Raw genomic sequence first — 13241 nt, 5'->3', positions numbered from 1 at the left:
GAACGAAAAACCGTTCATGATCTCTCACTCCGCTCGGAAATTGCAAGCAAGCTTGCATTTCCTCACTACGTTTTTATTATATCATGAACGAAAAAACCGTTCATGATCTTGGCACTCCACTCAGAAAATACAAGCAAGCTTGCATTTTCTTCATTACGTTTTTATTATATCATAATATTTTAACAATAAACAGATATAATTTCTAACAGATTTTAATCTACATTTTCATCAATGGAGAGGTTCTCTCCCATATCTCGGATAATTTCTGATAAACATTGATCAAAATCATGGTTCTCATATCTTTTGTAGATACCAAGTTTTTTAAGATTTTTTTCAGAAAAGTCTTTTTCGTCAGCCAAATATCTTCTGCATAGCTCAGCATATTTTGGACTCTTCTGCTGCTTTTCCCTGTGGAGAGCCCTCTCTAACCTGATACCGTCTTCTACCTGTATATAAAGTGGTATAACAGCCTTTTCCCCATAATAATTTCTGATTTGCTCAAAGGATTCCAAGGTTCCAATCAGGATATAGTTTGAGGTATTTAAATCAATTTGTCCGTCATCAACGGTAAAGTAATCCCATATACCGTGTACCGTTTTATAGGCTCTGTGTTCAATTACTTTATTACTTTCCTGTAATTCTTGTAATCTCTCACGGCTAACAAAGAAATATTCCATCCCCTCCGTCTCACCTTCACGGATAGGTCTTGTTGTATAAGTAACAACAGATTTTAGATTTAATTGTCTGTTCTCTCTCAATGCTTTAAATATGGTATCTTTTCCTGTTGCACTTTTTCCCACTACTACAAATATCTTAGACATGTATTGGTTCCTTTCTGTCTTTTCTCAAGTTTAATCAATTTACCGAATAACTTTTATATATTGCCCCTTTTCATCCTGTAATCCCTGCAAATTCAAGCCTTCCCTTTGATAAGAAAGAATGTCTTCCAAAAGCATCTTGCTTATACGCTCACCAGGTACAAGGAGAGGTATTCCCGGAGGATAAAGATATACATAATCCCCGGATACCCTTCCTTCACTTAACTTTAAAGGAATACTTTCCTGTAAATAGTTATCTGCCTTCCAAGATGTCATTACCCATTCCGGAACCTCCTGATTATCTGTAAGATGTTTCCTTGGGGAATCCGGTATACTTTTCAGTCTTTTATCAATATCTAATAATGCTTCTGAAAGTCTGCGAAATCCTTCCTTTGTATCACATATACTAGTCATTCCCAATACATAATCCTTTGTAACCATTTCCATTTGAATTTTATATTCTTCTAAAAGCATATCATATAACTTGGTACCGGATATATCGGTATTTTTGACGGAAACCGTTATTTTTGACGGATCAAAATTATAAAATCCATAATTTTTTGTATTATCCGGAAGCAAAACCTTTAAATTCAATAATGTATTCATACCGTCATAAAAGTTCTGAAGCAGATCGTAATACTGATAAAATAATTCCTCTCCCTTATTCATTAACAAAGCAATACATCTATCAATACTGGCCATTAGCAAATAAGAGGGACTGCTGGTCTGATATATTCCCAGGTATTTTTTTATCTTTTCATAATCTGCTAAATCACTGTTAATATGAATAAGTCCTGTTTGGGTAAAGGCCGGAAGTGTTTTATGAAGGCTGTGTATAACTATATCTGCCCCTGCTTGAATAGAGTTTCCGGGAAAACCGGAATGAAAGCCCAAATGGGCTCCATGGGCTTCATCTACAAGTAAAGGTACCTTATACTTGTGTGCTATTTTACTGATAGAGGGTATGTCCGATACTACTCCTTCATAGGTAGGAGAGGTAATGATAATTAGCTTTATATCATTATGTTTTATCAACAATTCCTCTATTTTTTCAGGAGAAATTCCACCATTAATACTAAAATAGGTGTCTGTTTGGGGATAGATATAGACGGGATGTAATTCATTTAAATAGATGCCATGGTAGACCGCCTTATGGCAGTTACGTGCTACCAATACTTTATCTCCCTTATTAACGGCTGCCCCAATAGCTGTTAGTAAGCCTGCTGTACTTCCCCCGATTAAATAGTTGGTATGTTTTGAATTATATAATTTTGCTGCCTGCTCCATACCTTCTAATAAAATTCCCTCTGCATGATGAAGGTTATCAAAACCCTCTATCTCTGTAATATCAATGGAATATGGATTTGCCATAGAGAAAGCAGCATTTCTTTTATGCCCCGGCATGTGCATGGGATAATAATCCTCCCTGCTGTATTCTACTAATTTGTCATATAAATCCATATGTGCACCGCCTTTCATGAATTGTTTATATTTTAACCAATAAGCATTGTTTATTCAATCATTTTATTCAATTCTTCCATTACATTCATGTTTATGAAAGAAAAAAGTCTTCATTAAAGGAAGATATAATCAATTGCATATCCCTTTAATGAAGACCAAATAAATCTTACTCCATATAGCCACCTTTCATAGGTGAAACTGCATGTTTGGCAAATATATTCAATACACCGGATTCATATTTATTTTTTTTAGGAGCCCAATCTTTTTTTCTTAATTCCAATATTTTTTTTATTTCTTCTTCGGTACATCTCTCTCCGTCTATACCTACGATTTGCAATATCCTGTTATCTATATCAATTTCAATTAAATCCTTTTCTTTTACAAAAGCAATGGGGCCCCCTTCTGCTGCTTCCGGTGATACATGTCCGATAGCCGGTCCTTTAGAGGCACCGGAAAAACGACCGTCAGTAATTAAAGCTATGGTACTTGCTAGTTCAGGATCAGAAGATATGGCTTCCGTGGTATAAAACATTTCCGGCATACCACTTCCTTTAGGGCCTTCATTTCTTATTATAACTGCGTCTCCGGGATGTATTCTTTTTTCCAGAACTGCGGCAATAGCATCTTCTTCGCATTCAAAAGGCCTTGCTTTTAATATAGCTTTATGCATCTCTTTTGGTACTGCGGAGTGTTTTACAACAGAACCTTCCGGTGCTAAATTTCCTTTTAATATGGCTATGGTACCCTTATTTCCTATTGGATTATCATAAGGACGTATAATATCTTCCTTTTTCCGTCCTGCCTTTTCCAGGTACTCATAACACTTTTCATAATATCCGTTGCTCTTTAGTTCCTCCAGGTTTTCCCCTAAGGTTTTACCGGTTACGGTCATAACATCCAAATGCAATTTACTTTTAATTTCCTCCATAACTGCCGGAACGCCCCCAGCATAATAAAAATATTGTGCTGGCCATTTTCCTGTAGGTCTTATATCCAGAATATAGTGGGCACCTCTGTGTAACCGGTCAAAGGTATCATTATCTAATTCCAGTCCGAATTCATGTGCTATGGCAGGTATGTGAAGGAGGCAATTGGTTGAGCCGGATATAGCAGCATGTACCATGATTGCATTCTCAAATGACTTTAAGGTAACAATATCTCTTGGTTTTAATCCCAATTTAGCCAGATTAACCACCTGCTTTCCGGTTTCTTTTGCAAAGGTAAGTAAATCTTCACACATGGCAGGCATTAAGCCGCTTCCGGGAAGCATAAGTCCAAGGGATTCAGACATAACCTGCATAGTAGAAGCTGTTCCCATAAAGGAGCAGGCGCCGCAGGAAGGGCAGGCATGGAGTTTATAATACTGAAGCTGTTCTTCAGTGATCTCTCCTCTTTGATACATTGCACTGTAAGCTCCGATTTGCTCTAAAGTAAGCAAGTCCGGCCCCGCATCCATAACACCTCCTGTTATCATGATAGAAGGTATATTTAACCTGCCAATTCCCATTAAATGAGCCGGAACTCCCTTATCACAGCTTGCAACAAAGATACCCCCATCAAAAGGTGTTGCATTTCCATGAATTTCAATCATATTTGCAATCATGTCTCTGGAGGCCAAAGAGTAATTGATACCATCATGCCCTTGTGCCATTCCGTCACAAATATCTGTGGTAAAATATCTGGCAGGTTTTCCATCCATTTCACGTACTCCCCTTGCAGCCTGCTCTACAAACTGTAATAAATGTGCACTGCCCGGATGGCTGTCCCCAAAGGTACTTTCTATTATAATCTGAGGTTTCCCTAAATCTTCAACTGACCATCCCATACCCCTCCTTAAAGGATCTAATTCAGGTGCAATTTTTCTTAATTTCTGACTTGTTAGATCTTCTGTTTTTATCATATCTATTCCTTTCCCTTTTAGGTTTCAAACTATAAATAATTATAATTTACAGAAACGGGTTAATACTTTGAAACTTAAAAATTACATATTATATTTATAAAAAATAGGGGTTGTTGTAAACTAAAACACTCATTGTCCATGAACCCTGATTTTGCTTTATTTACAACAACCCCTATTATTAAATTCTTCAAATACTTAAGCTTTTATGGAGAAATATACTATAAAATATCCTTTGGACCTACTTTATTATAAGTAGTTTTTCTCCTGCTTTTATATTTTCTTCGGGTATAGCTTCAATTGTTTCATATTGGTCAGAATTGGTTACTACAATAGGAGTAGTTATATCATATCCTGCTTTTTTAATTTCTTCTACCTGAAATTCAATTAGCAGGTCCCCAACGGAAACTTTATCACCCTCTGATATATTTGACTTAAAATATTTTCCTTCTAACTCTACAGTATCAAAACCGAGATGTATCAAAATTTCAAGCCCATCATCACTTTGTATACCAATAGCATGTAAAGTCGGGAAAACATTAAGGATAGTTCCGTTAACAGGTGATACCAATCTTCCTTCTGAAGGAAGTATAGCCGCTCCTTTTCCTAATATTCCATCTGCAAATACAGGATCTTTTACATTAGACAAAGGTATAACTTGTCCATTTAACGGAGAAAAAATAACTTTCTCTTTTGGCTTATTCTGAAATAATTTCATAAATCCCATTATAAATGTCCCTTCCATATTCGTATTCGGTTTTAATTATAGAAGCATGTAAAAAAGATACAGTTTATTTAATTAATTGAGTTCCGGCCAATAACCTTTATTTGCTTTGATCAGTTCATCTAAAATCTCTTTTGCTTTAAATGCAGAAGGTACCGTCTTACTAAGTGTGAGAGCCATAAGTGCCTTAGTATAGGAATGTTCTATTGCCGCTTCCACGATAAGCTTTTCAACTGCATATTGTTGCTCTATTAAAGCTTTATAAAAGGTTGGTATTTCACCTACTCTAATTGGCTCAGGTCCGTCAGATGTTATATATGCCGGTATTTCCACCATGGCATCCTCAGGAAGATTCATAACTGCTCCTTTATTCTCAACCATAACTAAAAATCGCTTTCTTAAATTATAAGCAAGAGACATAGCAACGTCAACAATAAATTGACCGTGAACTCCGGTATAGAAAGAAGATAAGTCTACTTCTCCAGTTCTATTATACTCATCTACCGCATCAAAAATTCTTTTTTCTCTTCCCTCCATTACTTCATTGGCTCTTGTATGCTCTACATTTGTATGTTCTACAATGGAATCTCCTAATAAATAGTACTGTAAATATGGATTAGGAATATAATCCGGGAACATTTCCATCATATATTGAATATTTTTCCAGTTCTTTATCCAGGAAGGATCGGAATGCTGTGCATCTACTTTTGTCATATCCTCAACAAGTAGACCATGTTTGATCGCATGCTTTCTGATCTCATCGGTACGGTCAACTCCATCTACGGTTACCTTAGTAAACCATCCAAAGTGATTTAATCCAAAGTAGTCAACCACCAGCTTGTTTCTGTCCTCTCCGATTACTGCTGCCATATTTCTTATGGTAGCTACCGGCATATCACATATATTAATAATTCTTGCATTTGGCCTTAATTTTTTCATTGCTTCTGCAACTACAGCAGCAGGGTTAGAATAGTTCACGATCCAATGCTTTGGATTTGCATATTTTTCAACAAGATCAATTAATTCAGCCATTGGATATATGGTTCTAAGTCCATAAGCCAAACCTCCCGGTCCGCATGTCTCCTGTCCTACTACACCATATCTTAGAGGAATTTTTTCATCCTGTTCCCTCATTGAATTTTTTCCCACCCTCATTTGTGCAAAAATGAACTCTGCATCTGAGAATGCTGTCTCCGGATCGGTAGTTGTAAGTACTTTTAATTCCGGTGCAAATTCTTTTACAACTTCCTTTACAATAATCGCAACTTTCTCTTGTCTGTCTCCGTCATTGTCATATAATCTAAGCTCTTTTAAAGGAAATTCTTCTTTTTTAGCTAATAAGCTTTTTACAATACCCGGTGTATAAGTACTTCCGCCACCTGCAATTGTTAATATAAATTTATGCATAAATCAATCAACCTTTCTATCATGGGAACTGCCTTAAACCGGCAGTTATTATCTGAATCTTGTCATTCCAATATTACTATTCTTTTTCACTTGTTATACCAAGTTCACTGTCTACTGCTTTTCTAACTCCATTTACTTTTAAACCATAAACTACTTGTACATTTTCGCCTTTTATTACTACCCCATTGGCCTCTGTTTCATTTTTTAAAACCTCTTCTTTAACCAAATCTGTGTTCTTTAATACAACTCTTAATCTTGTATAGCAGTTATCCACTTTTACAATGTTATCTGCACCGCCCAGGGCCTCAACAATCACAGTACCTAGATTGGAAACTGCTGCTTTTGCTCCGTTAGCAATATTACCTCCAGCAGCTTTTTCCTTATATTCTTTCTTAGAATAAAGTTTCATTTCCTGGCCTTCATCTTCTCTGCCAAGAGTTTTAAAATTAAATTTCTTAATTACAAATTTAAATATAAAATAGTAAATGAAAAATTCTGCAATACCAATTGCTATATAAATAGGCCAACGTGTTTTTTCAATACCTAATGGTAAGTTGTATAACACAAAATCAATGAATCCGTTTGGTCCAATGGCTCTGCTTCCTAATACATTAAATGCTACCATACCAACACCGGTAAGTACTGCATGAATTACAAATAATGCGGGAGCTATAAACATAAATGAAAACTCAATTGGTTCTGTAACACCTGCTATAAATGCAGTAAATGCGGCAGGAATTAAGATTGCTTTTACCTTTGTCCTATTTTCCGGTCTTGCAGTATGATACATTGCCAAACATGCACCAACTAAACCGAACATCTTAGATATACCTCTTGCATCCCAAACTACAGATGGGGATAACACTTTTACTGTAGCATCAGCCATTTCAGCAAAATATATATTTCTGGAACCTTCTAAAATCTGTCCCCCTACTTCTGCAACACCGCCAAGAGGGCTGTAAAGGAATGGTGTATAAACCAAGTGATGGAGGCCGGTTGGAATTAATAATCGTTCCAATGCTCCATATAAGAATATTCCAAAGTTACCGGAATTCTGTATAAAGCCTCCTAAACCGGATATTCCCCTTTGAACAAATGGCCATACAAAGGTAAGAACAATGGATAAAATAATAACCACAGGAATTAAAACAATAAATACAAATCTTGATCCCCCATATATTTGAAATGCATTGTTAAATTCCGTGTCACAGAATTTGTTATGCACCTTGGCTGTTACAATTCCCAGAATAATTCCAAGGAAAACACCCATATCAAGTATTTGTACACCTAATACCATTGCCTGACCGGATCCTCTTAGAGCATCTGCGGCCACTAAAATTCCTCTTAAGTCCATAAACTTATTCATAGCATTGATAAATACTAAGAATGCCAATAAAGCCGTAAAACCTGCTTCTGACTTTTTCTTATCCGCTAATCCTACTGCAAGTCCAACACAGAAGATAATACCTAAATTAGTTAAAATAGCTACTAAAGAACCGGATAGTATCATTCCAAAACCGGTTGTAACCGGATTATTTAAGAAGGGTACTGCCTCAAGCAACTTTGCATTGGTCAGCACATTACCCAGGGCAATTAAAATACCTGCTATTGGTAAAATCAATACCGGTATAAACATACCTTTTGAAAACTTTTGTAACCCACCCATTACTTTTTCTTTCATGAAATTTCTTCCTCCTTTTAATTTAAGGTGCCTCCTAAAGTGGTTATTTGCATTATAACAAGTGAGTAATTACCTGTATACGGATTGAAGCTTAAAAAAAACGTGTTATCCTAATTGGATACACGTTTTCATTGTCTATTATCCTTTGTTTCTTTCAATAATATTTTATGATATTCATAAACAAGAACTTCAACGATCATAAGCAGACTTGGGAAAAAAGTATTGGGCAGCATATTCCGGTCATCTAATTTATTACTGTCTTCGACTTTAAGTTTGATATCTGCTAATTTATTAATACTGCTCTCTGTATCATTGGTAAATGATATGGTAAATATATTATTTTCTTTTGCTGTTTTTACTTTATCTAATACTTGTTTTGTTTCTCCAGACCTTGATACAACCAGTAAACATCCTATGTAATCAAGATTGTTCTCAAATACCCCTACTGAATCCATACCGCTGGCTAAAATACATTTCTTACCCAGTACTAATAATTTTTTATAAATATATTCAGCTATTATTGCAGAAAATCCTGTAGCATAGATAAAAATAAATTTTTCGTTCTCCTGATACAGAACCTTAGCAAACTCTTTTAATTGCTGATAATTATAATTCTGCAGCAAAGAATTACTAAAAAAGCTATTAATAAAATCCGTATTTTCATATTCACCGGATTCTGCACTTTTTACAAGGGGGAGCAGCCGGTAATACATATCTACAAAACCGGCGTAGCCCAACTTCTTTGTTAACCGCATAATAGTAGAAGTAGAAGTATAATTATTCTTAGCAATTGTTCGAACCCCCATCTTGGTAACATCATCAATATGGTCAATAATGTAACGAAGAACCTTTTCTTCTGCTTCCGTTAAATTTTTACCTTCGATCAGCTTACTTAAGTCTAACATTTTACCCTCAATTCCGGCTCTTTAGTGCCTTTTTATGCCCATTTCCTGCTTACGTCTCCAACATTTTAATCTAATCCGTTCAAATCCCTGTATAAATAAATCAATGGGAAACACCCTTGCTATAATGCATCTTAATAAAAAGATTACAGAAGTATAAACACTTCTGGCTCCTGTTTTAAGACCCATTTCCATACACCATGCTACAAATTCTGTACTTTGTCTTGGATATGGTATAGGTGTGTCCTTACCTCCTGCTTTATTAAAGAATTTAGTCACCACTGAAACAGGATAAACTGGTATTATCTTAACATTCCTTGGTTTTTCCATTCGATAAGTACGGACAAATCCATCTAAGGCAAATTTAGTAGAATTATATAATGCAAATCCCGGAAGGACCATTTTTCCCAATCCGGAAATTGTAACCATAAAAATAAGAGGAGTTTTTCTCCTGTCAGAAAGTCTTTGAAGGCTATAAATAGGTGATACTACATTTGTTAAAAATATTTTCTTATCTTTCTCCCAGTCCGGCTTTCCAATGGTCCCGTAATAAGCAAAACCGGCATTGGCTATAAATATATCAATGCCTCCAAGAAGATTCTCTGCTTTCTTAAACATAGCATCCAACTGAATCGGGTCAGACACATCACAAGGAATAATAATAGCCTTGTTACCAAACTGTTTTTGTAAGGCTTTTTCATTTCTGGCTACACAGGCAACTCTGGCACCGGATTTGATCAGACGTTTGGATAAAGCTAAACCTATACCTGCAGAAGCTCCTGTTATAACGATTCGTTTATCTTTCAGCTCCATAATCTATCTTCCTTTCATCTATCAATATCCTTATTGTAGCCAATTATTAATTCATATTATACCTTAAAATAAGTATAAAAAAAAGGCCTCAGCCAATTCATTAATATTCCATATTTACTCTTGGTCTCATAACCAGTTCCATGTAATCCAGGGCATCTTTACAGGCATCTAAGGCTTTTTCGTAATGCTCTTCATTTTTATTTATCTTCTTACAAAGTTTCATTACTTTTTCTCTTTCTTCTTCATATAAGCCCAGGCTTATGGAATAAAGTCTGGTATCATCTCTATAGTCCTGTCTAATCATATATTGAATGACGGCACATTCATAAATAACTTTTTCATTGATATTCTTTTTTACTGTTCTGCTGTAATTTTTCAGCCTTTCTTTTGCTCTGCTATATATAATATCTTCTATTTGCATAACATTCTCCTTTCCTTATAGTATATTTTCTATTGTTAATTATATTTTATAAAATAAATGTTAGAATGGTTCATAAATTTTTTTTATATTCATTTTCCACGACTTTTTATAGTATACTTATTAATAATTAGACCCTTATTATACTTATGTAAAATATATGTAAATCAAATGCCTAAAAATCATGGATGACAGCTATAAACCATTTGGGATTCAAGACATGAGATTCTTAGATTTTAAAGTAAAGAATTCTATACCTTTTATATATTTTCAGTATATTTTGATGCTGAATGTGCAAGTAATTTCTATATCTATACGAAATAGTAACATGGATAAGAGCAGGTTATTAAGCCTGCTCTTTATTTTCCCCGAAACAAAAAATTCCCTGGTATTTATTAGCGTTAGTTAATAACACAAACAGGTTTTTTACACTCAACATTTTCACCAGTAAAATCTAAGGCACCAGTATTTTCGTCAAAAGTAAACACCGCTATATTATCAGAGCCCTGATTTGCAATAATTACATGATCTTTTAAAACCAAAAAGTCTCTGGGGTTTTTTCCTTTACTTTCAATCATTGTTACCAAGTTAAGTTTTTCACCGATTAGCTCATAAAGGGCAATACTATCATGTCCTCTATTTGATGCAAAGATATACTTACCATTAAGGGATTGTTTTATTGCTGCAGGGTAGCTTTCTGTAATTCCCTCCGGTAATGTAGATATCCTTTGGATAATTTTAAAGTTAGCACCACTTTTTTTGATTACTACTACTTCAGAAGAAAGTTCACAAACAGCAAAAATTAAATCTTTATTCCTATTGCTGACGGTAAAATGTCTTACTCCTGTACCTTTGTATATTTCAATGTCTTGTGCATGTACTAATTTATTAAAATTGGAATCAATATCATAGCACTTGATAGTATCAATTCCTAAATCAGCAGCGCATACTTTTCCGTCAATAAATCCACAAAAATGAACATGAGAAGCTTCTTGCCTCTCTTTGTTTGGTCCCCAACCCCTATGTTTTATAAGATCACACATCTGCAGCTTCCCTTTATCTTCTATGTGGTACATTGCTATACTTCCACCGGAATAATTTGAAACGTATAAATTATTCCTTCTTTCGTCTAAAAGAACATGACAAGGTGCTGAACCTTTTGTTGCAGTTATATCCAGAAGGGAAAATTGCTCATTTTCATAGTTTAAAACAGCAACTCCACCGCCTTCTTGTCCTTCAAATCTATTTGTTTCACTTACACAATAGATAGCACCTTTATCAGAAGATCTAGCCAGATAAGACGGATTCTCTACTAAATTAGTTTTTGATTTTAATTTTAATTGATGGTTTGAAGTATCCAGTGAGTAACAATAAATTCCGTCTGTTCCTTTTTCAGCATATGATCCAACAAAAATATCAATGATCACTCAAATCACCTCCTTGTATTATAAAATGCCGAATTTTGCAAATGCAGCTGTTGCAGTCATACCATTTATCAATAAGCTTTAACTTGTATCACTTTATATATAATTCTAAATCAAATCACATAATTTTACTATATCTTAAATGATATTTTATGAAATCCCAATATATATTTAACCTCTATTCGGATTATTAATATAATATTAAATATCCATTAAATACATTTTTCAATCCCTATCACATCAACTTACCATTCCGCACATAACAAAAAAGTCCCTACCCAGCAGCTCTTCCGTCTGCCAAACAAGGACCTTCGAGTGCGCCTCCAGGGGCTCGAACCCTGGACACCCTGATTAAGAGTCAGGTGCTCTACCAACTGAGCTAGAAGCGCATATTTTTTTGAACGCAAAAGTTATTATATACGATAATGAATGAAAATGCAAGTCCTTTTTTCAATTTTTTTATCATTTGAAAATTGCAAGTTTAAATGTCGTGTAAATATTTGGTATTCATTATTGTTATCATACACAATGTTATGCTATCTTTACTTCATTTGGAGTTCTATATCCCAGTATCCGTCTCGGATAATTATTAAGCCAATTCTCTATATATTTTATCATAGATGGAGTCACATCATCTATGCTGCCCCCCTTCGGTATAAACCGTCTGATCAGTTTGTTTGTATTCTCATTTGTACCCCGTTCCCATGAACTGAATGGGTGGGCATAATATACCTTGGTCCGGGTCTTTTTCTTCCTTTTAACTGATTTTTCTATGCCTCCAAAATCAAGGAACTCGCTTCCATTATCCACTGTTATTGTTTTAAACATTTCCACAAATCGCTCATACCCATGTTTCTTCTCCAGGCTGTCCAGAGCCTTTTTAACACATTCCTGGGTTTTCCCTGTCATCTTGAAAATGATTTCCTCACGGCTCTTTCTCTCGCTCAATACAAGCAATACAGCCTTACCTTTGTTCTGTCCCCCAATTACACAATCCATTTCCCAGTGCCCGTATTCATCCCTATTCTCGATCTCATCAGGGCGCTCTTCTATGCTGGTGCCTTTCAGATTCTTTAATGCCACTTTCGCCTTCCGGTAGATTCGCCTCTTTCCTTCTTTCTTTAACGGAAGATCTTTATTAGTCAAATGAAGAAATAATCCAGAGTCAATGTAGTTATATAGTGTTTTTGTGCAGATAGATGTCTGAAACTTTCCTTCCAGTCTTATTCTGCCTATGACTGCATCAGGTGAATATTTCTCCTCCACGATCATTCGCTCAATATATCCTGCCAGCTCATGATCATTTCCAATCTTATAATTCCTTCCCTTATTTGCTGCGTTCTCGTCGTATTTACGCTGTGCAGTATCTGCGCAGTAGGTCTTGTACTCCCTTAACTCCGTATCAAGTAGTATTACAGTACCTCTTTTAATCTCACGCTGGATGGTGCGTTCACTCTTTCCAAGCAGCTGGGCTATTTGCCAGGCTTTCTTATTATCCTTGAGGTAAGCTTCAATTTTATATCTTTCGATTTCTGTTAAATGTTTATTTTTTGTGCTGTTTGTGGTAATATGAATTAGACTCATGGTAGTTACTTTTTCCTTTGTAAATGTTTTTGTGGTGATTACATTATACAATAAAGAACTACCATGTTTCTTTTTATATTTAATTATCCGTCACTTAATCTTACAACTTACC

General features: G+C 35.2%; 11 protein-coding genes and 1 tRNA gene. All 12 read right to left on the bottom strand.

Features of this window, described 5'->3' with window-relative positions; genetic code table 11:
- Positions 1-212 precede the first annotated feature (212 nt).
- Complete coding sequence (locus BM183_RS19945) at positions 213-821, bottom strand: nucleoside/nucleotide kinase family protein (protein ID WP_091689292.1); 609 nt, start codon at positions 819-821, stop codon at positions 213-215.
- Positions 822-860: 39 nt separating this feature from the next.
- Positions 861-2279 carry an aminotransferase class I/II-fold pyridoxal phosphate-dependent enzyme gene (locus BM183_RS19940; RefSeq protein WP_091689290.1) on the bottom strand — a complete coding sequence of 473 codons (1419 nt, stop codon included), beginning with the start codon at positions 2277-2279 and terminating at the stop codon, positions 861-863.
- Between the two features lie 166 nt (positions 2280-2445).
- Positions 2446-4179: a dihydroxy-acid dehydratase gene (gene ilvD, locus BM183_RS19935; RefSeq protein ID WP_091689288.1), complete on the bottom strand. Its 1734-nt coding sequence runs from the start codon at positions 4177-4179 to the stop codon at positions 2446-2448.
- Between the two features lie 238 nt (positions 4180-4417).
- Entirely contained in the window at positions 4418-4903 is a 486-nt protein-coding gene (locus BM183_RS19930; RefSeq protein WP_207650168.1) for a PTS sugar transporter subunit IIA, read from the bottom strand.
- Between the two features lie 72 nt (positions 4904-4975).
- Positions 4976-6307: a 6-phospho-alpha-glucosidase gene (locus BM183_RS19925; RefSeq protein ID WP_091689286.1), complete on the bottom strand. Its 1332-nt coding sequence runs from the start codon at positions 6305-6307 to the stop codon at positions 4976-4978.
- Between the two features lie 76 nt (positions 6308-6383).
- The gene (locus BM183_RS19920; protein WP_091689284.1) at positions 6384-7988 is read right to left on the bottom strand and encodes a PTS transporter subunit EIIC; all 1605 of its coding nucleotides are present in this window, start codon (positions 7986-7988) and stop codon (positions 6384-6386) included.
- Between the two features lie 128 nt (positions 7989-8116).
- Positions 8117-8893 carry a MurR/RpiR family transcriptional regulator gene (locus BM183_RS19915; RefSeq protein WP_091689282.1) on the bottom strand — a complete coding sequence of 259 codons (777 nt, stop codon included), beginning with the start codon at positions 8891-8893 and terminating at the stop codon, positions 8117-8119.
- Between the two features lie 21 nt (positions 8894-8914).
- Positions 8915-9703, bottom strand: coding sequence for an SDR family NAD(P)-dependent oxidoreductase (locus BM183_RS19910; RefSeq protein ID WP_091689280.1), 789 nt, complete (start codon positions 9701-9703; stop codon positions 8915-8917).
- Positions 9704-9803: 100 nt separating this feature from the next.
- Positions 9804-10124: a hypothetical protein gene (locus BM183_RS19905; protein ID WP_091689278.1), complete on the bottom strand. Its 321-nt coding sequence runs from the start codon at positions 10122-10124 to the stop codon at positions 9804-9806.
- Between the two features lie 398 nt (positions 10125-10522).
- Entirely contained in the window at positions 10523-11548 is a 1026-nt protein-coding gene (locus BM183_RS19900; protein WP_091689276.1) for a lactonase family protein, read from the bottom strand.
- A gap of 313 nt (positions 11549-11861) precedes the next feature.
- A tRNA-Lys gene (locus BM183_RS19895) sits at positions 11862-11934 on the bottom strand.
- A 142-nt stretch (positions 11935-12076) separates the two neighbouring features.
- On the bottom strand, positions 12077-13129 hold the full coding sequence (locus BM183_RS19890) for an IS30 family transposase (protein ID WP_091687853.1): 1053 nt from the start codon (positions 13127-13129) through the stop codon (positions 12077-12079).
- Positions 13130-13241: the final 112 nt, after the last annotated feature.

It is taken from the genome of Anaerocolumna aminovalerica, assembly GCF_900115365.1.
GTDB classification, from domain to species: Bacteria; Bacillota; Clostridia; order Lachnospirales; family Lachnospiraceae; genus Anaerocolumna; species Anaerocolumna aminovalerica.
Note: the sequence above shows the minus strand (reverse complement) of the source record. Positions and strands in the feature narration are given on the sequence as shown.